20 protein-coding genes are annotated in these 21,401 nt (G+C 69.9%); 12 read left to right on the forward strand and 8 right to left on the reverse strand.

Going from position 1 to position 21,401, the window contains the following annotated elements:
* Positions 1 to 136 precede the first annotated feature (136 nt).
* Both ABZ297_RS38885 and cofD read right to left on the reverse strand, forming a co-directional pair.
* Complete coding sequence (locus ABZ297_RS38885; RefSeq protein WP_355356960.1) at positions 137 to 1,408, reverse strand: coenzyme F420-0:L-glutamate ligase; 1,272 nt, start codon at positions 1,406 to 1,408, stop codon at positions 137 to 139.
* A complete protein-coding gene (gene cofD, locus ABZ297_RS38890) occupies positions 1,405 to 2,343 on the reverse strand; it encodes a 2-phospho-L-lactate transferase (RefSeq protein ID WP_355356962.1) in 939 nt (312 codons plus the stop codon). The genes ABZ297_RS38885 and cofD overlap by 4 nt, the downstream gene beginning before the upstream one ends.
* Before the next feature lie 192 nt (positions 2,344 to 2,535).
* Between cofD and ABZ297_RS38895 the strand changes: the two genes are divergently transcribed.
* Together ABZ297_RS38895 and ABZ297_RS38900 are read left to right on the forward strand one after the other, a co-directional pair.
* The gene (locus ABZ297_RS38895) at positions 2,536 to 4,626 is read left to right on the forward strand and encodes a hypothetical protein (protein WP_355356964.1); all 2,091 of its coding nucleotides are present in this window, start codon (positions 2,536 to 2,538) and stop codon (positions 4,624 to 4,626) included.
* A 318-nt stretch (positions 4,627 to 4,944) separates the two neighbouring features.
* Positions 4,945 to 5,205: a WhiB family transcriptional regulator gene (locus ABZ297_RS38900; protein WP_049564653.1), complete on the forward strand. Its 261-nt coding sequence runs from the start codon at positions 4,945 to 4,947 to the stop codon at positions 5,203 to 5,205.
* Between the two features lie 84 nt (positions 5,206 to 5,289).
* On the opposite strand, the gene ABZ297_RS38905 is transcribed toward ABZ297_RS38900, so the two are convergent.
* Positions 5,290 to 5,730, reverse strand: coding sequence for a metallopeptidase family protein (locus ABZ297_RS38905; protein WP_355356966.1), 441 nt, complete (start codon positions 5,728 to 5,730; stop codon positions 5,290 to 5,292).
* 135 nt (positions 5,731 to 5,865) lie between these two features.
* On the opposite strand from ABZ297_RS38905, the gene ABZ297_RS38910 reads away from it, so the two are divergent.
* The 5 genes from ABZ297_RS38910 to ABZ297_RS38930 are packed head-to-tail and all read left to right on the forward strand — an operon-like array spanning position 5,866 to position 9,869.
* Positions 5,866 to 6,234 carry a DUF3499 domain-containing protein gene (locus ABZ297_RS38910; protein ID WP_219466545.1) on the forward strand — a complete coding sequence of 123 codons (369 nt, stop codon included), beginning with the start codon at positions 5,866 to 5,868 and terminating at the stop codon, positions 6,232 to 6,234.
* A 40-nt stretch (positions 6,235 to 6,274) separates the two neighbouring features.
* A complete protein-coding gene (locus ABZ297_RS38915) occupies positions 6,275 to 7,624 on the forward strand; it encodes a phosphomannomutase/phosphoglucomutase (RefSeq protein WP_355356968.1) in 1,350 nt (449 codons plus the stop codon).
* A complete protein-coding gene (locus ABZ297_RS38920; protein WP_350803531.1) occupies positions 7,621 to 7,788 on the forward strand; it encodes a Trm112 family protein in 168 nt (55 codons plus the stop codon). Before ABZ297_RS38915 ends, ABZ297_RS38920 begins: the two co-directional genes overlap by 4 nt.
* On the forward strand, positions 7,785 to 8,891 hold the full coding sequence (locus tag ABZ297_RS38925; RefSeq protein ID WP_355356970.1) for an SIS domain-containing protein: 1,107 nt from the start codon (positions 7,785 to 7,787) through the stop codon (positions 8,889 to 8,891). The genes ABZ297_RS38920 and ABZ297_RS38925 overlap by 4 nt, the downstream gene beginning before the upstream one ends.
* Positions 8,892 to 8,939: 48 nt before the next feature.
* A complete protein-coding gene (locus ABZ297_RS38930; RefSeq protein WP_355356972.1) occupies positions 8,940 to 9,869 on the forward strand; it encodes a cation diffusion facilitator family transporter in 930 nt (309 codons plus the stop codon).
* Between the two features lie 3 nt (positions 9,870 to 9,872).
* Here ABZ297_RS38930 and ABZ297_RS38935 read toward each other — a convergent pair whose 3' ends face one another.
* The gene (locus ABZ297_RS38935; RefSeq protein WP_355356973.1) at positions 9,873 to 11,597 is read right to left on the reverse strand and encodes a phosphatidylglycerol lysyltransferase domain-containing protein; all 1,725 of its coding nucleotides are present in this window, start codon (positions 11,595 to 11,597) and stop codon (positions 9,873 to 9,875) included.
* A 75-nt stretch (positions 11,598 to 11,672) separates the two neighbouring features.
* Between ABZ297_RS38935 and ABZ297_RS38940 the strand changes: the two genes are divergently transcribed.
* A complete protein-coding gene (locus ABZ297_RS38940) occupies positions 11,673 to 12,758 on the forward strand; it encodes an alpha/beta hydrolase-fold protein (protein ID WP_355356975.1) in 1,086 nt (361 codons plus the stop codon).
* Between the two features lie 15 nt (positions 12,759 to 12,773).
* Here ABZ297_RS38940 and ABZ297_RS38945 read toward each other — a convergent pair whose 3' ends face one another.
* Positions 12,774 to 13,139, reverse strand: coding sequence for a MerR family transcriptional regulator (locus ABZ297_RS38945; RefSeq protein ID WP_355356977.1), 366 nt, complete (start codon positions 13,137 to 13,139; stop codon positions 12,774 to 12,776).
* A 102-nt stretch (positions 13,140 to 13,241) separates the two neighbouring features.
* Between ABZ297_RS38945 and ahcY the strand changes: the two genes are divergently transcribed.
* Both ahcY and ABZ297_RS38955 read left to right on the forward strand, forming a co-directional pair.
* Entirely contained in the window at positions 13,242 to 14,669 is a 1,428-nt protein-coding gene (gene ahcY, locus ABZ297_RS38950; RefSeq protein ID WP_355356979.1) for an adenosylhomocysteinase, read from the forward strand.
* A gap of 243 nt (positions 14,670 to 14,912) precedes the next feature.
* Positions 14,913 to 16,148: an adenosylhomocysteinase gene (locus ABZ297_RS38955; RefSeq protein ID WP_355356987.1), complete on the forward strand. Its 1,236-nt coding sequence runs from the start codon at positions 14,913 to 14,915 to the stop codon at positions 16,146 to 16,148.
* Positions 16,149 to 16,249: 101 nt separating this feature from the next.
* On the opposite strand, the gene ABZ297_RS38960 is transcribed toward ABZ297_RS38955, so the two are convergent.
* The 3 genes from ABZ297_RS38960 to ABZ297_RS38970 all read right to left on the reverse strand — a co-directional run bounded on the left by ABZ297_RS38960 (position 16,250) and on the right by ABZ297_RS38970 (position 18,067).
* Entirely contained in the window at positions 16,250 to 16,687 is a 438-nt protein-coding gene (locus ABZ297_RS38960; RefSeq protein WP_355356981.1) for a hypothetical protein, read from the reverse strand.
* Between the two features lie 181 nt (positions 16,688 to 16,868).
* A complete protein-coding gene (cpt, locus tag ABZ297_RS38965) occupies positions 16,869 to 17,402 on the reverse strand; it encodes a chloramphenicol phosphotransferase CPT (RefSeq protein ID WP_355356983.1) in 534 nt (177 codons plus the stop codon).
* Positions 17,403 to 17,425: 23 nt separating this feature from the next.
* On the reverse strand, positions 17,426 to 18,067 hold the full coding sequence (locus tag ABZ297_RS38970) for a DUF305 domain-containing protein (RefSeq protein WP_355356985.1): 642 nt from the start codon (positions 18,065 to 18,067) through the stop codon (positions 17,426 to 17,428).
* Positions 18,068 to 18,305: 238 nt separating this feature from the next.
* Between ABZ297_RS38970 and ABZ297_RS38975 the strand changes: the two genes are divergently transcribed.
* Positions 18,306 to 19,634: a hypothetical protein gene (locus ABZ297_RS38975; protein WP_355356989.1), complete on the forward strand. Its 1,329-nt coding sequence runs from the start codon at positions 18,306 to 18,308 to the stop codon at positions 19,632 to 19,634.
* Positions 19,635 to 19,782: 148 nt separating this feature from the next.
* On the forward strand, positions 19,783 to 21,075 hold the full coding sequence (locus ABZ297_RS38980) for a hypothetical protein (RefSeq protein WP_355356991.1): 1,293 nt from the start codon (positions 19,783 to 19,785) through the stop codon (positions 21,073 to 21,075).
* Positions 21,076 to 21,401: the final 326 nt, after the last annotated feature.

Below are 21,401 nucleotides of genomic sequence, written 5' to 3' on the forward strand. Positions count from 1 at the left end.
GGTCGGCGTGACGCGCGGCGGTGTGCCCGTCGCAGGTCGGCGCGTCAGCGTGAGAGCGGCGTGACGCGGTGGTGTGCCCAGCTCCGGTCGGCGCGCCACGGCGGAGAGCGGCGGGGCGCGCGGTGCCCGGACCTGGTCAGCGGGTCAGGATGAAGTCCTGGGGGTCGCGGGGCGCGCGGTCGCGCGGCGGGGCAGCGGCGTGACCGACCGCGACGCAGCCCATCGGGTCCCACGACTCCGGCAGGTCCAGCACCTCGCGGACGACCGGGCGGCAGAACATCGTGGACGACACCCAGGCCGACCCCAGCCCCTCGACGGCGAGCTGGATGAGGAAGTTCTCCACTCCCGCCCCCGTGGCGACCACGAACATCTCCCGCTCGGACGCGTTGCGCCGGTCGTCGCGGTAGGTGTGCGAGCCCTCCATCACCAGGCACGGCACCACCAGGTAGGGGGCGTTGCGCAGCACGTCACCGCGCTTGACGCGCTTGGCGATCGACTGCTCGGTGAAGCCGTCGCCGCGCAGGTCGGCGATCCAGGCCTCGCGCATCGCGTCGACCAGCTCCAGCCGGGCCCGCGCCGACTCCACCAGGACGAACCGCCACGGGGTCGTGTGGTGGGGGGCGGGGGCGGCGATGCCCGCGGCGACCGCCCGCCGCACCGCCTCCGGGTCGACGGGCCGGTCGGAGAACTCTCTGATCGTGCGGCGGGCGAACACGACGTCGCGCGAGCCGTACCGGAACAGGTCGTCGTCGGCCGGACGGATCAGCGGCCGGACGCCGGGCCCGTCGTCGTCGGTGACCAGGTGGGACAGCCCGCGCACCACCGCCACGGGGACCCCGGCCAGCTTGCCCTTGACCAGCTCGGCCGCGCCCGCGATCTCGTCGGCCAGCGCGGTGACCGTGGCCTTCAGCGGGTTGCCGTAGCCGTCGGTCTCGCCGCGGAAGTCCTCCAGGCTGAGCACGCCCGCGGCTCCGATGGCGACGTCGGTGAGGCCGTGGCGCCACGGCCGCCCGAACGTGTCGGAGATGATCACGCCGACCTTCTGCGGCAGCGCCGCCCTGACGCGCCTGGCCGACGCGTCGGAGTCCTCGGGCAGCAGCAGCACCGTGCCCGGGTCGGTGTTGGACGCGTCGACTCCGGCGGCGGCCATCACGAAACCGTGGCGGGTCTGGGAGATCACGGTGTCGCCGCGCCTGGCGACCACCCGCTCGGTCTCCTCCTCGATCGCCGCGGTGCGGTCGGGCGCCTGCCTGACCCGGCCCTCGGCCTTGCTCACGATCTTCGAGGTGATCACCACGATGTCGCCGTCGCGCAGGTCGGCGCCCTTGAGCAGGGCCGCCAGGTCGTCGCCGGGACGCACCTCACCGATGCCGTGGACGGGGACGACCTCGACGGTGTTCTCGATCATCGGGCGAGCTCCTGGGCGAGGTCGAGGGCGGCGCGGGCGATGTCGGCCGTCGCGTCGGCGTCGTGCATGAGGATCGGCCGGGCCACCACCCGCACGCCGTCGAGGGTGACGCCGTCGTCCTCGGGCGCGACAAGCCAGCCGTCGATCAGGTCGGCGCCGTACAGCTCGAGCACCGCCTGGGCCGTCGTCTCGACGCCGATCGCCGTCAGGCAGGCGTCGGCCATGCCGCGCACGGGCGCGCCGCCGATGATGGGGGAGACGCCCACCACCGTCTTGCCGAGCAGCGCGTCGCGGACGCCGGGAACCTGCAGGATCGTGCCGATGCTCACCACCGGGTTCGACGGCGGCAGGATGACCAGGTCGGCGTCGTCGATCGCCTCAAGCACGCCGGGAGCGGGCTTGGCCGTCTCGACGCCGATCAGCGCGATCGACTCGGCGGGAACCGAGGCGCGCAGCCGCACCCACCACTCCTGGAAGTGGATCGCGCGCCGCCCGCGCTCGTCGGTGATGACCACGTGGGTCTCGCAGCGGTCGTCGGTCATCGGCAGCAGCCGAACGCCCGGCCGCCAGCGCGCGCACAGCGCCTCGGTGATCTGCGACAGCGGGTAGCCCGCCTCCAGCATCTGCGAGCGGACGATGTGCGTGGCGAAGTCGCGGTCGCCGAGGCCGAACCACTGCGGCTCGACCCCGTACGCCGCCAGCTCCTCCTTGACGACGTGCGACTCCTTGGCCCGCCCCCAGCCCTGCTCCTCGTTGATGCCGCCGCCCAGGGTGTACATGACGGTGTCGAGGTCGGGGCAGACGCGCAGGCCGAACAGGGTGATGTCGTCGCCCGTGTTGCCGATCACGGTGAGTTGGGCTTCGGGGACCGCCGCGCGCAGGCCGCGCAGGAATCGGGCGCCGCCGATGCCACCGGCGAGGGACACGATGTGCATGCGGACCAGTCTTCCACCGGCCTCTGACATCCCTGTCTCGGGAGTCGGCTTTGAACATCTTCTCCACCTGAAAGAGCCCAGCACCGTGGGAAAAGTACAAAAGAGAGATCAGTGAGGTTCCTGGGACTCCCGCCGTTGCGGTCGGTGATGTGGCAAACTCACGTCGGGCTAAAGGGTCCAATGGGGGTACTTGTGAGCAAATTCGACGTCGCCAGGCTGCGCGAGCCGGCCGCCTGGATCATGCTTTCCGCAGGTGGGCTGGACGTCCTGCTGTCGGTCGTCAGGATGCTCGTCGGTGCGTCCAACGGCCCGTACGGCGGTGGTGTGTCCCTCACCGGGCGTGCCTTCTCCGCCTTCTCCAGCCTCAGCAGCCCGGTTGTGACAGCGCTCCTGCTCGGCGCGGTGCTGCTGATGACCAAGGTCGGCGAGCCGTCGCCCAAGGCCAAGCCCATCACGTACGGCGCGGCGGCCGGGCTCGCCCTCGCCACCGCTTTCGGGGCGCTGGCGCTGCTGCTCGGCCTGTTCGCGGGTGCCGGCGGCCTGCCGACGGCGCAGCTCCTCCTCACGGGTGTCCCGCGGCTCGCGCTGTCGGCGATCGCGCTGGCCTACCTGCTGCCGCAGGTCATCCCCGCCCAGTCGGCCGCGCAGTTCGGCCATCCGGGCGGCACCGGGCACCAGGTCGGCTACGGCCAGCAGGCCGGTTATGGCCAGCAGCCGCCGAGCTACGGCGGCCAGCCCGAGCCGTCCTTCGCCCAGCAGCCCGGTTACGGGCAGCAGCCGCCGAGCTACGGCGGTCAGCCCGAGCCGTCCTTCGCCCAGCAGCCCGGCTATGGGCAGCAGCCGCCGAGCCAGGGCGGCCAGCCGGAGCAGCCCTTCGCCCAGCAGGCCGGTTATGGGCAGCAGCCGCCGAGCTACGGCGGCCAGCCGGAGCAGCCCTTCGGTCAGCAGCCCGGCTTCGGCCAGCAGGCACCGCAGCAGCCCCAGCCCGCCACCCCTCAGCCCGCCACCCCGCAGCCGAGGGCGGCCCTCCCGGCCGCGCCGTCAGACCAGAACCGCAGCCAGACCGACCAGGGATACGGACAGCCCGACCAGGGCTTCGCGCAGCCCGAGCCGAGTTACGGGCAGGCCGCGCAGCCCGAGCAGGGTTACGGGGCCGCCCAGCCTGACCAGGGTTACGGGGCCGCTCAGCCGGAGCAGGGTTTCGCCCAGGCAGGCCAGGTCGCCGGGCAGCCTGAGCAGGGATACGGCCAGGGCCACACGCAGCCCGGCCAGGGGTTCGCTCCGGCCGAGCAGCCCTCCGGCCAGGCCGGCTACGGTCAGCCGGACCACGGCTACGCCCCCGCCGAGCAGGGATACACCCCCAGCAGTCAGGGCTACGCGCCCGCCGACCAGGGTTACGCCCCGGCCGCCGCGCAGAACGCGTACACGCCTTCCGAGACCCTTCCCGACACCGGCTACCAGCCGCCGTCGGAGTACCAGCCCGCCCCGTACATCCCGGCCGACAGCCAGCCGAACGCCTACGGCCAGCAGGGCACGTTCGGCGACGCCCAGCCGAACCCGTACGCTCCCGACAACCAGCCGAACCCGTACGCGCCTCCGGAGCCCGCGTCGTACGTGTCCGGTGAGACCGCGCCGAGCGTGCCGAACCCCCAGCAGGAGCAGCCGCAGTACGGCCAGCAGCCCTACTACGGCGGCCAGAGCGCGTTCGACCAGCAGGGCGACCAACTGGGCGCCCAGCAGGGTGGGCAGCCGTTCACCGGCTACTCCGGTAACGAGTACGCGACCCCTCCCGCGTACCAGGAGCCGGACCTGCCCGTTGACCCCCGCTCGCAGCAGCTGCACCACGCCTACCAGCAGGCCGAGACCTACCAGACGGCGGCCGGCACCCAGCCGGACCTGCGGGTGCCCGACTACTCCAGCCAGCAGGCCAGGCCGTACGACGACCCGTTCGGCCACCCCCAGCAGGCGCACCCCCAGCAGGCGCACAACCAGCACGCCAACCCTCAGCAGGCCCACCCCCAGCAGGCCCACCCCCAGGCCGCCCCTCAGTACTCCCAGCAGCCGCAGCACTCCCAGCCGTACGAACCCCAGCAGGGTCAGTACGCCCCCCAGAGCTACCAGCCGACTCACCAGGCGGCGGCCTGGCCCGAGCCGCACGGCGAGTCGACCATGCGGCTCGACCCCGCGAGCTATCGCGGCGACGCGCTCGGCGACTCCTCCCGGCAGGGGGACGACCCGATCGATCCCACGGCTATATACACCCCCAACGAGCCACGCAGGTAACGGACCCGCAAATGCCGGCTAGAGAGAAGGTGGGCCACGGGCGGGTGTCTATCCCGCCCTGGTACGGTTCCGACCGCTGACAGCGTTGAACACGCCAGGCCGATGCCATGGATCAGGTGTCAGGCCAGGTGCGAACATCACATGCCATGCACACCGGGGCGAGGGTCGGCCTTTCCCCGGATAGCGGCATGCCGCTTGACGCCGCGTGCGGCACGCGCGTGTAATTACAACCATGTTGTTACGCCTTCCTGTGGGTGGGTAGTAAGGAAGGCGTTCCATGGGGGGCTCCATTGCGGGCGGGCGGCAGGGAGGTGTGCAGTGACCGATCTGGTCATCGCACAGGATCAGCTTGACGCTGAAGAACTCGGCTGGCAGGAGCGCGCACTGTGCGCGCAGACGGATCCGGAGGCGTTCTTCCCGGAGAAGGGCGGCTCCACCCGAGAGGCCAAGAAGGTCTGCCGATCGTGCGAGGTCCGTGCCGAGTGCCTTGAGTACGCACTCGAGCACGATGAGCGGTTCGGCATCTGGGGTGGGCTGTCTGAGCGGGAGCGCAGAAGGATCAAGCGCCAGGCCGTTTAGGGATATCCACAAAGGGGTCACACGGGTTCGCCGTGTGACCCCTTTTCGCGTGCGCGCACCGGCGGGACAGAGGTAGCAGAGCGCCTAACGGCGGTCGTCGTACCCCGGATCGACCGTTTCCGGCGAGAGGCCGAGGAGCGTGGCCACCTGCTCGACGACCGTGTCGTGCACCAGCGCGCCGAGCGTGTCACGGTCGCGCGCGCGGGCCTCCAGCGGACGCCGGTAGACGACGATCGACGCCGGGTGCTGCCCGCTCGCGGTGTCGGCGCGGCCGAACGGGATCGGCTCCGCGCCCAGGCTCGGCCCGTCGCCGAGCTCGCTGAGCGGCGGTACGTCCTCGACGGCGAACTCGACCGCGGCGAGCTGCCTGCCCCACTGCGGCTTGAGCCGGTCGACGGCGTCGAGCACGAGGTCGTCGAACCGCTCGCTCCGGGACCGCGCGATGGGCACGTGCGACGGCGCGATCGGCCCGCGCAGGCCGCGGCCGTGGCGGTCACGACGTCGTGGGCCGCGCTTGTGAGTCACGGGCCAAGTCTACGGGGTGGCGGCATCGGGGCATGTGGGTGGAAAGCCTGCGACAGGTGTCCGAATTGTGGCGACACGCTCGTTAAGAGCGCTCAGATAGTGGCGCCTCGCACTCTTACCAGATACGGTCCCTCCGTGAGCCCCGTCCGCCGCTGTTCCCGCACCGCTTGCAGCCAGCCTGCCGTCTTCACGCTCACGTACGTATACGCCGACTCGACCGCTGTTCTCGGCCCTCTGGCGACGTACGCCGAGCCACACTGTTACGACCTGTGCGCCGAACATGCCGAGAGGCTGACCGCTCCTCGCGGCTGGGAGGTGGTGCGCCTGCCCACCGACGGCAATTCACCCAGCTCCGACGACCTTGAGGCACTGGCCAACGCCGTCAGGGAGGCCGCCAGGCCCACGCCGTCCGGCGGTGGCGAGCCGGTCGGGCAGGGAGTCGAGGTCGGCCGCAGGGGGCACCTGCGGGTTCTCCGGTCGGCCCAGCAACACCGCGACCGGTAGGCTCGTTCATACGTAGACGACCTAGGGGCGGAGCTGGAGAGTGGGCGACCTCGCCAAGATCTTCAAGGCGTACGACGTTCGCGGCGTAGTGCCTGACGAGCTCGACGAGCCGACCGCCGAGGCCGTGGGGGCGGCTTTCGTGGAGGTCACAGGGGCGCGTTCGGTCGTGGTCGCGCATGACATGCGCGAGTCGTCCGCGCCACTGGCCGCCGCGTTCGTCCGCGGCGTGACCGGGCGCGGCGCCGACGTCGTCCACGCCGGGCTCGGCTCCACCGACCTGCTCTACTACGCGAGCGGCAGCCTCGGCCTGCCCGGCGTGATGTTCACCGCCAGCCACAACCCCGCCCAGTACAACGGGATGAAGATGTGCCGCGCCGGCGCGGTGCCGATCGGGAGCGACTCGGGGCTCACCCAGATCCGCGACCTGGCGGCCGAGCTGGTCGGCGGCGCCGCGGTGGCCAAGGGCTCGGTGATCGAGAAGGACCTGCTCCAGGGCTACGCCGACCACCTGCGCAAGCTGGTCGACCTGTCGGCGATCAGGCCGCTCAAGGTCGTCGTCGACGCGGGCAACGGCATGGGCGGCCACACCGTCCCCGCCGTGTTCGACGGGCTGCCGATCGAGCTGACCCCGCTCTACTTCGAGCTCGACGGCTCCTTCCCCAACCACGAGGCCAACCCGCTCGAACCTGCGAACCTGCGCGACCTCCAGAAGGCCGTGCTGGCGGCGGGCGCCGACCTCGGGCTGGCCTTCGACGGCGACGCCGACCGCTGCTGGGTGATCGACGAGCGCGGCGAGTCGGTCTCGCCCTCGGCCGTCACCGCGCTGGTCGCCGCCCGCGAGCTGGCCAAACACCCGGGCGCGACGATCATCCACAACCTGATCACGTCGCTGGGCGTCCCCGAGATCGTCCGCGAGCACGGCGGCGAGCCGGTCCGCACCCGCGTGGGGCACTCGTTCATCAAGGCCGAGATGGCCCGCACCGGCGCGGTCTTCGGCGGCGAGCACTCCGCGCACTACTACTTCCGCGACTTCTGGTTCGCCGACTCGGGCCTGCTGGCGGCCATGCATGTGCTGGCCGCGCTGGGCGAGCAGGCGCGGCCGCTGTCGGAGGTGGTGTCGGCCTACTCCCGCTACCACGCCTCTGGCGAGATCAACAGCACGGTCGCCGACCAGCGCGACGCCCTGGCCCGGGTGCGCCAGGCGTTCGCCTCGCGCGGCGCGTTCGACGAGCTCGACGGCCTGACCGTGAGCGGTTCCGGCTGGTGGTTCAACCTGCGGGCGTCCAACACCGAGCCGCTGCTCCGGCTGAACGCCGAGGCGGCCGACGAGACCGAGATGACGGCGATCAGGGACGAAGTCCTCGCCATCGTGAGAAGGGTGTCAGAGTGAAGATCGACGACTGGCTGCTGGAGATCCTGGCGTGCCCGGCGTGCAAGTCGCCGCTGCGCGCGGAGAGCGAGTCGGAGGAGCTGGTCTGCACGGGTTGTGGCCTGATCTACCCGGTGCGGGATGACATCCCCGTCCTGCTCGTCGACGAGGCCAGGAAGCCGTGACCTGGGAGCCCGAGCGGCTCGACGACCAGCATCATCTGGCCGAGGGTGATCCGGGCGGCATGCTGCCCGCAGTCGCCGCGTCCGCCGCCCAGGTCCGCACCGGGTACCGCCAGGCGGTCGAGGCGGGCGTCGACCGGCTGGCCGCGCAGGGGCGTCCGCGGGCGATCGTGGTCATCGGCGTGGGCGCGTCGGCCATCGCCGGCGACATGCTCGCCGCGGTCTGCGGCAACGGCGCGCCGCTGCCGATCGTGACGTCGCGCTCGTACCAGCTGCCCGGCTGGGTGGGCGCCAGCGACCTGGTGATCGCGGTGTCGTGCTCGGGCCGCACCGAGGAGACGCTGTCGGCGGCGACGGAGGCGGTGCGGCGTGGCTGCACGCTGCTCACCGTGAGCGGCCCCGACACGCCGCTGGAGGCGGTGGCCAGGCAGGCGTCCGCGCTGCACGTGCCGGTGCCCGTCAGGGGGCAGTCCCGCGCGAACATCTGGCTGCTGACGGCGCCGCTGATCGTGGCCGCCGACGTGCTGGGGCTGGCGCGGACCGACGACGGCGTGTTCGAGAGCGTGGCCAGGGCGCTGGAAGGGGTGGCGCACCAGTGCCGGCCGACCAGCGAGTCGTTCGTGAACCCGGGCAAGTCGCTGGCCATGGAGCTGGCTGACAGCGTCCCGATGATCTGGGGCTCGTCGCGGGTCGCGGGTGTGGCCGCGTACCGGCTGGCCTGCCAGCTCAACGAGAACGGCAAGTATCCGGCGCTCTTCGGCGAGCTGCCCGAGGCCAACCACAACCAGGTGGTGGCCCTCGACGGGCCGCTGGCCGAGCGCGACATCTTCGCCGACACCGCCGGCCGCACGATCAGGCTGGTGATGCTGCGCGACGTGGAGGAGCACCCGCAGGTCGCGCGCCGCCGTGAGGCGTCCGTGCGGCTCGCGCACGACCGTGGCGTGCCGGTCAGCGAGCTGGCCGCGGAGGGGGCACACCCGCTGGAGCGGCTGGCCACGCTGATCGGGCTGGGTGACTACGCCTCGACCTACCTGGCGCTCGGCTACGGCGTCGATCCGACCCCGGTAACGGCGATCTCTGAGCTCAAGGCCAGGATTTCCCAATAGGATCCCTTTTCAGGCCATGCCAGTAGCACGAAGAGTGGAGACTGACCGGTGAGCGCGAGCGGCGGTACGAAAGCAATCATTGCGGCGTTGACGGCCAACCTGTCCATCGCCCTGGCGAAGTTCGTGGCCGCGTTCTTCACCGGATCGTCGTCGATGCTGGCCGAGGGCATCCACTCGGTCGCCGACTCGGGCAACCAGCTCCTGCTGCTGATCGGCGGTAAGCGGGCGCAGCGCGAACGCGATCAGCTGCACCCGTTCGGCTACGGCCGCGAGCGCTACTTCTACGCGTTCGTGGTGGCCGTCGTGCTGTTCACGATCGGCGCGGCCTTCTCCCTGTACGAGGGCGTCTCCAAGATCATGACTCCGCACGACGTGGAGTCGCCGATCTGGGCGTTCGCCGTGCTGATCTTCGCGATCATCGCGGAGGGCTTCTCCTTCCGCACGGCGATCAAGGAGTCGAACCCGCTGCGCGGCAAGCAGTCGTGGGTGACGTTCATCCGCAGGTCCAAGTCACCTGAGCTGCCCGTGATCCTGCTGGAGGACCTCGGCGCGCTGCTCGGCCTGGTCTTCGCGCTGTTCGGCGTGGCGATGGCGGTGATCACGGGCAACGGCGTCTGGGACGGCGTCGGCACGCTGATGATCGGCGTGCTGCTGGCCGTCATCGCGATCGTGCTCGCCATCGAGACCAAGTCGCTCCTCGTCGGCGAGGGCGCCTCGCCCGAGATGGAGCGGCAGATCCGCGCCGCGCTGGAGGGCTCGCCCGAGGTGGCCAGGGTGATTCACATGCGGACCATGCACCTGGGGCCCGAGGAGCTGCTGGTGGCCGCGAAGATCGCGGTGGAGCACGATGACACGGCGTCCGAGGTGGCCAGGGGCATCGACGAGGCCGAGCAGCGGATCCGCGCCGTCGTCCCGATCGCGCGGGTCATCTACCTGGAGCCGGACCTCGACCGCTCGCGTACCACGACGGCCGGCTGACCGTCAGGCGAGCGGCGCCGCCTCGTTCCTGACCAGGCGCGCGACCCTGCGCTTGAGCAGCGGCTGGCCGAGCGTGATGAACGCCTCTGCCTGCAACGCCGAGACGCCGATGCGCGGCAGGTCACGGGCGTTCGGGTAGACCACGAAGCGGGGCTCCCAGATCGGGCGGAACTTGGCGTTGAACCGGTAGAGCGACTCGATCTGGAACCAGTGCGACAGGAAGACCAGCAGGCCGCGCCAGGCCCGCAGCACCGGCCCGGCACCGAGCCGCTCGCCGCGTGCCAGAGCCGCCCTGAACATCGCGAAGTTGAGCGAGACCTGGGTGATGCCCATCGCGGGCGCCGCCTGCAACGTCTTGACGATCAACAGCTCGTTCAGGCCGGGGTCGGCGTCGCGGTCGCGGCGCATGAGGTCGAGCGAGACGCCGCGCGGACCCCACGGGACGAAGTGCAGCACCGCCCTGACCTCGCCCTCCTTGTGCGCGGTGACCACCACGCAACCCGCGTCGGCGGGGTCGCCGAATCGGCCGAGCGCCATCGAGAAGCCGCGCTCGGTCTCCGCGCCGCGCCAGGAGACGGACGCCGCCCTGATCCGCTCCTTCTCCTCGTCCGGCAGGTCGGACACCCGGCGCACCAGGCAGGTGTAGCCGGCCCGCTCGGTCCTGTTGGTCATCTGGCGGACGTTGCGCATCGCCCGCCCCTCCAGCGTGAAGTCGGCGACCTCGACCACCGCCTCGTCACCTATCTCCAGCGCGGACATCCCGGCCTCGCGGGTCCACACCTCGCCGCCCGTCTCACTGCAGCCGATAACGGCGGGCACCCAGGCGTGCCGCCTGGCCTCCGTCATGAACACCTTGATCGCCGCGGGCCACGCCTCGCGGTCGCCGATCGGGTCGCCGCTGGCCAGCATGACGCCGGAGACCACCCGGTAGGCGATCGCGGCCTTGCCGGACGGGGAGAAGAGCACGCTCTTGTCGCGCCGGAGCGCGAAGTAACCGAGCGAGTCGCGTTCGCCGTGCCGGTCGAGCAGCTCGCGCAGGCGTTTCTCGTCCTCGTCCGTGAGCTCGGCGATCGGGCGTGCCGGGCGCAGCGCCATGTAGACCGTGGTGACGGCGGTCACGGTGCCGAGCGCGAGCAGTGAGAAGTAGACCAGGTCGGACACCCTGTCCACGGTGAAGGTGACCGGGCCCTCGATGCCGACCAGCCCGAGAACCACGTGTTCGAGCCGGTCGAGCACGCTGGGGTCGCCCACGATGAACCGCGGGCGCATGCTCACGATCAGGTAGCCGAGGCCGAGCGAGAGCGTGCCGAGCGCTAGCACGTTCCACAGCGCCCGCCATCGGCTGCGCGGGTCGGACAGCGCATAGAACTCCCGGCGGTTCACCAGCAGCGCGGCCAGGATGACCAGGCTGATGACCGCGGTGGCGGGATGGCGCTGGTGGATGAAGGCCACGGTCGCGCTCACCGGCAGCAGCACCACGACCGCCCGCCAGGCCCGCACCTTCCTGCGGCGCAGGGCGTGCGCGATCATCACCAGCAGGATGCCCACCACCAGCGAGGACGCCCGCGCGACGGTCGTCACGATCCCGGGCACCACGTCGGCCCAGGTCGCGACCGGCCGCCAGCGGCCGAACCCCGGGGCCACGGCCTTGAAGATGTCGACGAGTCCGATCACCAGCGTCGCGTAGCCCGCGGCAGCGGGCACCCAGGGGCGCGAGATCTGCTTCACACCCGCATTAAACGCCCGTGACGATAATCCGCGCGTTAACTCCCCGCTTACGGGGTGGCGGGTATCCCTTGCGGCATGGGACTCACTTCGTTTCCGCTCCAGCTCCTGGTAGGCGTGCTGGCGCTCGGGGCGCTGGTCGCCACCGTCTGGGCGTGGCCGCGGCTGGCCGGGCGGCGCTGGACCGCGGTGCTGGGGCGGGCGGGGGTGCTCGCGGGCAACCAGGTGCTCACGCTCGCCGCGCTCGGGTTGCTCGTCAACACCTACTACGGCTTCTACGGCTCCTGGGACGACCTGCTCGGCACCGACACCGGGACGGCGTCCATCACGACCGCCGGGCAGGGCCTCCAGGTGCTGGACAGCCGCGCGGTGCGCGGCGGGCGGATCGAGCAGGTCATCATGCCGGGGCCGACCACGCACCTCAGCGAGCAGGCGTACGTGTTCCTGCCGTCGGCCTACTTCAAGAACAAGCAGCAGCGCTTCCCCGCGATCCTCGCGCTGACCGGCTACCCGGGCGACCCCCGCAACCTGATGACCAGGATGGACCTGCCCGGACGGATGGCGAGCGCGATCGCCAAGCACCAGGTGCCTCCGACGGTCCTGGTGATGATGCGCCCCAGCGTGGTGCTGCCGCGCGACACCGAATGCGTGGACGTACCGGGCGGGCCGCAGGTCCAGAAGTACTTCACCGACGACGTCAAGAAGGACATGACGGACGGCTACCGGGTCGCGTCCGGCAGGGAGTTCTGGGGGATCCTGGGCGGCTCGACCGGTGGCTACTGCGCCCTGAAGCTCACCATGACCCACCCCGAGGCGTTCTCCGCGGCGGTGTCGCTGTCGGGCTACTTCAAGACGATCATCGACAGCACCACGGGCGACCTGTTCGGCGGGCAGAAGTCGGTCGAGCACGACAACGACCTGATGTGGCGGCTGGCGACGCTGCCCGCGCCGCCGGTCAACGTGCTCGTCACCAGCAGCAAGAAGGGTGAGGGCGACTACCGCTCGACCCTGGACTTCCTGGCCGCGGTCAAGCCGCCCATGCAGGCGTCGTCGCTGATCCTGCCCAGCGGCGGGCACAACTTCAACACCTGGAACCGGGAGCTGCCGCAGGTCCTGCCCTGGCTGGCCCAGCAACTCCACGCCCCCACCAGCGCCAGCACGTAGGGCTGCGCGGATCGGTCAAGCTGATCCACCGGCAGTGGGCCGGTCGGGGACGGGGGTGCGGAGCAGGCGCAGGGCCTTCTCCTTCTCGAAGTCGAGGGCGCGGCGCGGAACCTGGATGCGCCCGATGCGGACGCCCAGGTCACGCACCGCGGACGCCACCGAGGGCTCGCTCAGTACGCGCAGCGCGAACGCCAGCTCGGCGGGGGAGACGTCGAACTGCTTCTCCAGCTCCACGCCCTGCGCCACGGCCGAGAGCTCCTCGGGGCCGAACCGGCGGTGCGCCCCGTGCTCTCTGACCGGCGGCAGGAGGCCGAGCGCCTCCCGATACCGGAGCATCCGCGGGGACATGCCGAGCCGCCTGGCCGCTTCCGTGATACGCATTCTTACATTCTTACGTCAATATCCTGTGTCCCGGGTCGCGTCCCCGTCCAAGGGACGCCTAAACTCGACCGCGACATGCTTCGTGACGCGAGGGGAAACCAGATGGACTTCAAGGTCGCCGACCTTTCACTTGCCGACTTCGGTCGCAAGGAGATCCGGCTCGCCGAGCATGAGATGCCCGGCCTCATGGCGATTCGCAAGGAGCACGCGGCGGCCCAGCCCCTTCGCGGCGCGAAGATCATGGGCTCGCTGCACATGACGATTCAGACCGCCGTCCTCATCGAGACGCTGGTCGCGCTCGGCGCCGAGGTGCGCTGGGTGAGCTGCAACATCTTCTCCACCCAGGACCACGCCGCGGCCGCGGTCGTCGTCGGCCCCAACGGCACCGTCGAGAACCCGCAGGGCGTCCCGGTCTTCGCCTGGAAGGGCGAGACGCTGGAGGAGTACTGGTGGTGCACCGAGCAGGCGCTCACCTGGCCCGGCGGCGACGCGCCGAACATGATCCTCGACGACGGCGGCGACGCCACGCTGCTCGTCCACAAGGGTGCCGAGTACGAGAAGGCCGGGGCCGTTCCCGCCGCCACCGCCGACGACCCTGAGGAGTGGCACGTCATCATCGACCTGCTCACCCGCACGGTCGGCGACGACAAGCGCTGGACCAGGATCGCCGAGAGCATCAAGGGCGTCACCGAGGAGACCACCACCGGCGTGCACCGCCTGTACGAGATGCACAAGAACGGCCAGCTGCTGTTCCCGGCGATCAACGTCAACGACTCGGTCACGAAGTCCAAGTTCGACAACAAGTACGGCTGCCGCCACTCCGTCATCGACGGCCTCAACCGCGCCACCGACGTGCTGATCGGCGGCAAGGTGGCCGTGGTCTGCGGCTACGGCGACGTCGGCAAGGGCTGCGCCGACGCGCTGCGCGGCCAGGGCGCCCGCGTCATCGTCACCGAGATCGACCCGATCTGCGCGCTCCAGGCGGCCATGGACGGCTTCCAGGTCACCACCCTGGACGAGGTCGTCGGCATCGCCGACATCTTCGTCACCACGACCGGCAACTTCAACATCATCACCGCCGCCCACATGGCGCAGATGAAGCACCAGGCGATCGTGTCCAACATCGGGCACTTCGACAACGAGATCGACATGGCCGGCCTGGCCAAGCTGCCCGGTATCGTGAAGCGGAACATCAAGCCGCAGGTCGACGAGTGGGTCTTCGCTGACGGGCACTCGATCATCGTGCTGGCCGAGGGCCGCCTGATGAACCTCGGCTGCGCCACCGGCCACCCGAGCTTCGTGATGTCGAACTCGTTCACCAACCAGGTGATCGCGCAGATCGAGCTGTTCACCAAGACGTCCGAGTACCCGATCGGCGTCTACACGCTGCCCAAGCACCTGGACGAGAAGGTCGCCCGCCTGCACCTCGACGCGCTGGGCGTCAAGCTCACCGAGCTGACCAAGGAGCAGGCCGCGTACATCGGCGTCCACGTCGAGGGCCCGTACAAGCCCGACCACTACCGGTACTGATCTGCAGTTTTCTGGAGGAGCGTGATCTCTCCGTCCGTGGTCTCGCCAAGGAGCGCGCGACGTCCGTTCTCGCCGTCGCGCTCCTTGGGAGCGCTTTTCACAAGCGTCTTTTACGGCAAGGCCAACGTGACGCCACCCGCCGTACGCCGGCCGGCGACTGTCCAACAGGGCACTCCAGCGGCTACGGCGGGCGGCCGTTACGACGCGTTCTTCGGCCGTCTTCTTCGGTAAAGGGCTGAGATGATGGATCTCTGGGAGAGCGGGGAGCGGCAGATCTCCTGGGCTGCCCGGTCGATGCCCGTACTGACGGCCATCGGGGAGCGGTTCGCCGTCGAGCAGCCGCTGCTCGGGCTGAAGATCGCGGCCTGTCTGCACGTCACCGCCGAGACCGCCGTGCTCATGGGGGCGCTGAAGGCGGGAGGCGCGGAGATCGCGCTCGCCGCGTCCAACCCGCTGTCGACGCAGGACGACGTCGCAGGGGCGCTGGAGTCCTACGGCGTGGCCGTGCACGCCCGTGCCGGGGTCGATCGGGCCACCTACTACCGGCACATCCACCAGGCGCTCGACCTGCGGCCCGACCTCGTCCTCGACGACGGGTGCGACCTCGTCAACATCCTGCACACCGAGCGGACCGACCTGCTCGACGGCGTGACCGGCGGGTGCGAGGAGACCACCACCGGGATCATCCGGCTGCGCCAGATGGCCGCGGAGAAGGCGCTGCGCTTCCCCGTCGTGGCCGTGAACGACACCCGCACCAAGCGGATGTTCGACAACCGGTACGGCACCGGGCAGTCGACGCTCGACGGGATCATGCGGGCCACCAACGTCATGCTCGCCGGGCGGACGATCGTGGTGGCCGGGTTCGGGTTCTGCGGCCGAGGGGTCGCCGAGCGGGCCAAGGGCTTCGGCGCCCGGGTGATCGTGACGGAGATCGACGCGGTCAAGGCGCTCGACGCCACCCTGCAAGGCTACGAGGTGCGGCCGATGTCGGAGGCCGCCCAGGTGGGCGACCTGTTCGTGACCGTGACCGGCAACCGTGACGTGGTGCGGAGCGAGCACCTGGCCGTGATGAAGGACGGCGCGATCCTGGCCAACGCCGGGCACTTCGACGTGGAGATCGATGTCCGGGCGCTCGATGAGCTGGCCCATGAGGTCCACCGCGGCGTGCGGCCCAACACCGACGAGTACGTGCTCGCCGACGGCCGGCGGCTGCTGCTGCTCGCCGAGGGCAGGCTGGTCAACCTGACCGCGGCCGAGGGGCACCCGGCCGCCGTCATGGACATGTCGTTCTCCGCGCAGGCCCTCGCCGTCGCGTGGCTGGCCGGGGAGCGTTCCCGGCTGGAGCCCGGCGTCTACGACGTGCCCGAGGAGATCGACCACGAGGTGGCCAGGCTCAAGCTGGCCGCGGCCGGCATCGACATCGACACCCTCACGCCCGAGCAGGAGGAGTACCTGCACTCCTGGCGGGTCGGTTCCTGACTGGCCGCGTCACCAGCCGACAACGGCACGTCCTCGCCCGGCCGGCCGGGCGAGGACGTGGCCCTGTCAGGACTTAGCTGTCAGGACTTGGCTGTCAGGACTTACTGGTTCTGGACACCGAACCAGCCGACGTACCACCCGAACTGCACCGCGTCGGCGGGCGTGATGCGGCCGCCGTCGGCCCACCGGACGTAGATGCGGAACCCGGTCGGGGTGGCGTTGTAGATGGCGCTGGTACCCGTCAGCGTCCAGTGCGCGCCCGCGCCGCCGATGGTGGTCACGTAGGCGGGAGTGCTGGTGAAGTGCGCCGAGGTGGTGTCGACATCGAGGTAGATGCCGGTGTTGGCTCCGTAGGACACCCAGCCCACTCCAGGCATCGTCGCCCCGGAGCCGATGATCTGGCGCTGCTGCGCTGACTGTGCCGCTGCCGGCTTGGCGGCCGGTCGGGCCTCGGCGTTCGCGCTCACTCCCGTCATCACTGTGGCACCGAACGCCAGGGCTGCGGACAGCGCGACGGTCGTAGACCTCACGATGGACATGCGTTCTCCTTCGGTCGAGTCCTCGGGCGGTCATGACCTCGGAGGGGCGACGCGCCCGTCATGCCGTTTGGAGGAAGCAAACGATCATCACTGATAGTAGCGATCAGTAATCGGATCATCGCTCAACGCCACGACGATCAATCGAAGATCGTCGCGGCGTCTCGTCCGTCTCCTGGGCTGCTCATCTGACCTGGGCGGCGATGGCTCGCGCGCACTCCATGGGCTCCGCGTGCGTGGTGTCCACCTCCAGGTCGTAGAGCACGCCCCGGTGCACCACGTCCGCCTGCGACACGGCCATCCCCGTGACCCGGTCGCCCCGTGCGACCTCGCGTCCCGCGGCGACCGCGCTGTCGCACCTGACCCCGACCCACAGCGTGTGCAGATCCCCGAGCCCCTTCTGCCAGCGCTCCTGGGACGCCGCTCCGCCGAGGAAGACCTCGTCGACGATGACCCGGGCGCCCGCGCGGGCCATCGTGGAGATCCCCTCGATCCACGCCGCTTCCAGCGTCCGGAACTCCGACCCGACGCTCACCCCTCCGTCCGGGGTGAACTCGATGCCGGCAGCCGAGGTCCGCATGGACGCGGGCATCGCCTGGATCAACGTGTCGACCCCGAAGGTCAGCCAGGGATGTGGCAGGACGGCCTGTAGGCAGCGGGTGATCCCCGTCTTTCCCGCGCTGGAGCCGCCGTTGAGGACGATTACCTGAGTTGTCACCGCGCCACAGTAAGGGGGCCTGGTCAGCCCTGGGGGAGGAGGGCGCGCATTCTGCGGATCTCGGCGGCCTGGCTGACCGAGATGTCCTCGGCGATCTCCTGGACGCGTAGGTGGGAGCCGGACTTCAGCACCTCGGATGACATCGTGATCGCGCCCTGGTGGTGGGCGGACATGAGCTGGATGAACAGCTGGTCGAAGGCCGTTCCGCTGGCGGACTTCAGCGCTTCCATCTGCTGCGGGGTGGCCATCCCCGGCATGCCCTCGTGGGCCGCGTGATGGTCGGGGACGCTCTGGCCCTCGGTCTTCAGCCAGTCGGTCATCATCGCGATCTCGGGGCCCTGGACCTGGTTGATCCTGGAGGCCAGCCGTTTGACGCCGTCGCTCGCCGCCCGCGAGGCCGCGAGCAGGCTCATGTCCAGGGCCTGCTGATGGTGGACGATCATGTTCTGCATGTACCTGACGTCGACCGCGTTGGCCTGCTGCGGTGGCACGGCGGTGGCGGCCTCGCTGGGGCCGAGGGTCCTGGCCTCCTCGCCCGGACGTCCGGGAGCGATCACGGGGACCGTGGTGTTGGCATCGGGCACGGGAGCAGAGGTGGGGTCACCCGAGCATCCGGTGAGAACGAGCAGGATGGCGCAGGTGCCGACGGTAAGTGCGCTGCGCACCCGACCTCCTTGACTGCGGGGGGTTGCGAGGTTGCACTCTAGACGCCCGAACGGCACCAGGTAAATACGGCAAGTCATCAAAAATCTTGACAGAGTGCCCGCTAGGCGGAACCTGACATTTCGGGTCAGAATGCGGTCATTTATGTGGCCTTTATGCCCCCGAAGGGAGCCCCGAGTGCAGAACCTTCGCAGGATCGCGGTCGCGGCAGGAGCCGCCATCGCGTTAGCCGCGACAGCGATGCCCGCCTTGGCCGCCGACATCCCGCCGCCGGACACCGTGGTGACCAGCCAGAATGTCACCCACGTCCGGAATGTTCCGAAGCCCGCCCCGATCGCCGGCACGATCAACACCGACATCGCCTTCCAGGGTGACTACGCCTATGTCGGCAACTACGGCGGCTTCTCCATCTACGACATCAGCGACCCGAAGCAGGCCAAGCCGGTCAGCTCCGTCGTCTGCCCCGGCAGTCAGATGGACGTCTCCGTCTATGGCAACCTGCTCTTCACCGCAGTCGACTCCTCCCGCAGCGACGACTCCTGCAACAGCACGGCCCTGTCGGCGAAAGTAAAGGAGGCCTGGGAAGGCGTCCGGATCTTCGACATCACCGACAAGGCCGCGCCCAAGTACATCAAGTCGGTCGAGACCAACTGCGGCTCGCACACCCTGACCCTGGTTCCCGGCAAGGGCCGCGACAAGGGCAGGAACATCTACGTCTACGTCTCGTCGTACAACCCGTCCGATGACTTCCCCGACTGCAAGAAGCCGCACGACAAGATCTCCATCATCAAGGTGCCGCTGCAGAACCCGACCGCGGCGGCCGTCGCCGCCACGCCGGTCATCTTCCCCGACGGCGGCAACGAGACGCAGCCCGGCCTGCTGCTGCCGACCAGCGGCTGCCACGACATCACCGCCTACCCCGAGAAGGACATCGCGGCGGGCGCGTGCATGGGCGACGGCGTCCTCTTCGACATCTCCGACCGGCTGAACCCGAAGGTCACCGCCCGCAAGACCGACCTGAACTTCGCGTTCTGGCACTCGGCGACCTTCAACAACGATGCCACGAAGGTCGTCTTCACCGACGAGCTCGGCGGCGGCGGCGCGGCCACCTGCAACGAGGCCACCGGCCCGAACCGCGGCGCGGACGCCATCTACGACATCGCCAACGGCCAGCTCGAGTTCAAGAGCTACTTCAAGATCACGCGCTACCAGGCCGACAGCGAGAACTGCGTGGCGCACAACGGCTCGCTGATCCCGGTCAAGGGCAAGGACATCATGGTCCAGGCCTGGTACATGGGCGGCGTCTCCGTGTGGGACTTCACCGACTCGGCGAACCCGAGGGAGATCGGCTACTTCGAGCGTGGCCCGCGGGCCGACGGTAGCGGTGGCGGTGTCTGGTCCGCGTACTACTACAACGGCTACGTCTACGCGGCCGACTTCCACGAGGGCCTCGACGTCCTCAAGATCAACGACCCGCTCACCAACGGCGCGAACCGCGTCCACAGTGACCGGCTGAACGTCCAGACCCAGCAGTCCTACCGCGAGTGGGGCTGGGGCCACGACGACTGACAGTTCGGCGGGACGGCAGGGCCGCGCGGCCCTGCCGTCTCCTGATCTTTCCTGACATAGTGGGTGCCTTCATATCGGCATCCCAGCAGGAGGTCTCCTCGTGGCGTCCAGACTCGGCCGCGCGCTGGCGTTGGCGGGAGTGGCCCTGATGCTGTCGGCGTCACCGGCGTACGCGGCCGACGACGGCAAGGCCAGCCCCAACGTCAAGCTCGTGGCCAACATCCCCAAGCAGGCGCCGTTCAAGACGTCCGAGGCGTACAACAGCGACCTGGCCTTCCAGGGCGACTACGCCTACCAGGGCAACTTCCACGGTTTCACGATCTACGACATCCGCAACCCGGCGAAGCCCGCCGTCGTCAGCCGCGTCTCCTGTTACGGGGCGCAGAACGACGTCTCGGTCAAGGGCAACCTGCTCTTCCTGTCGGTGGACGAGTCGCTCAGCAGCGACTCCTGCAAGGCGTCCCCCCGATCCACGGCCGACAAGGTGTGGGAGGGCATCCGGATCTTCGACATCACCGACAAGGCGCGGCCGAAGTACATCAAGTCGGTACGCACCGCGTGCGGCTCCCACACGCACACGCTGGTCCCCGACACCGCGGGCACCTCGGTCTACCTGTACGTGTCCTCGTACGGCCCCGGCGACGCCTACCCGAACTGCCGGCCGCCGCACGACAAGATCTCGATCGTCAAGGTGCCGCTCGACAAGCCCACGAAGGCCAAGGTCGTCTCGACGCCCGTGCTCTTCCCTGACGGCGGCACCGAGCGCCAGGACGGCCTGCTCACGCCCACCAGCGGCTGCCACGACATCACCGTCTTCCCCCAGAAGAACCTCGCCGCGGGCGCCTGCATGGGTGACGGCATCCTGATGGACATCTCCGACAGGGAGCGCCCCAAGGTCACCGCCCGGGTCACCGACACGAACTTCGCGTTCTGGCACTCGGCCACCTTCAACAACACCGGCACCAAGATCGTCTTCACCGACGAGCTGGGCGGCGGTTCGTCGGCGACCTGCAACAAGGAGGTCGGGCCCGACCACGGCGCGGACGCCATCTACGACATCGAGGACGGCCAGCTGGTCAAGAAGGCGTACTACAAGATCCCGCGCTACCAGACCAGCGCGGAGAACTGCGTCGCGCACAACGGCTCGCTGATCCCCGTCAAGGGCCGGGACATCATGGTCCAGGCCTGGTACCAGGGCGGCGTGTCGATCTGGGACTTCACCGACTCCACCAAGCCCGCCGAGATCGGCTACTTCGACCGCGGCCCGGTCAAGCCGCGTGACCTCGGCGGCTCGTGGTCGGCGTACTACTACAACGGCTACATCTACAGCAGCGACATCCAGAAGGGGCTGGACGTCCTGCGCATCTCCGACAAGCGCACCGACCCGGCGGCCTCGGTCCGGCTGAAGCTGCTCAACACGCAGACCCAGTACGCCTACTGAGGAGGCGCGAACCCACCCGGAGTCGCCTGGGGCGGCTCCGGGGCGGTGGGTGCGGGCGCCCGGAACGGCGCATCCGACGGCCCCGGCGGATAAGGCTGCGCCTGCGGCGCGCCGCCTGGTTGCGTCTGAGGGGTGCCGTGCTGCCAGTGAGGCGACGGCTGCCCCTGCGGGAGGCCGGTCTGCCAGTGCGGGGACGGCTGCGCCTGCGGGTTACCCGCCTGCCAGTGTGTCTGCGGGGCACCGGCACCTTGGGCAGCTCGTCCCAGTCGGCCGGGGCTGGTGCGGAGACGAGCCGCCAGGTCAGCGCGTCCACGTGTTTCCGTACG

This window comes from Nonomuraea sp. NPDC005983, from assembly GCF_040614375.1.
In the GTDB taxonomy this organism is placed as follows: Bacteria; Actinomycetota; Actinomycetes; order Streptosporangiales; family Streptosporangiaceae; genus Nonomuraea.